Origin of the sequence: Paenibacillus camelliae (genome assembly GCF_023715345.1) — a bacterium.
GTDB classification, from domain to species: domain Bacteria; phylum Bacillota; class Bacilli; order Paenibacillales; family Paenibacillaceae; genus Pristimantibacillus; species Pristimantibacillus camelliae.
The window spans coordinates 1-213 of the sequence record NZ_JAMBNY010000110.1 but is presented as its reverse complement, the minus strand read 5'-3'; the positions used below and the strand labels follow the sequence as shown (position 1 = coordinate 213).

The window sequence follows — 213 nt, the reverse complement described above, 5'->3', positions numbered from 1 at the left end:
GTCGAGCGGACTTGATGGAGTGCTTGCACTCCTGAGAGTTAGCGGCGGACGGGTGAGTAACACGTAGGTAACCTGCCCATAAGACCGGGATAACATTCGGAAACGAATGCTAATACCGGATACGCAATTCTCTCGCATGAGAGAGTTGGGAAAGGCGGAGCAATCTGTCACTTATGGATGGACCTGCGGTGCATTAGCTAGTTGGTGAGGTAA

Annotated in this window: 1 rRNA gene; it reads left to right on the top strand. The window is 51.6% G+C overall.

Going from position 1 to position 213, the window contains the following annotated elements:
- Positions 1 to 213 (top strand): 16S ribosomal RNA (locus tag M3180_RS23185); the annotation flags it as partial.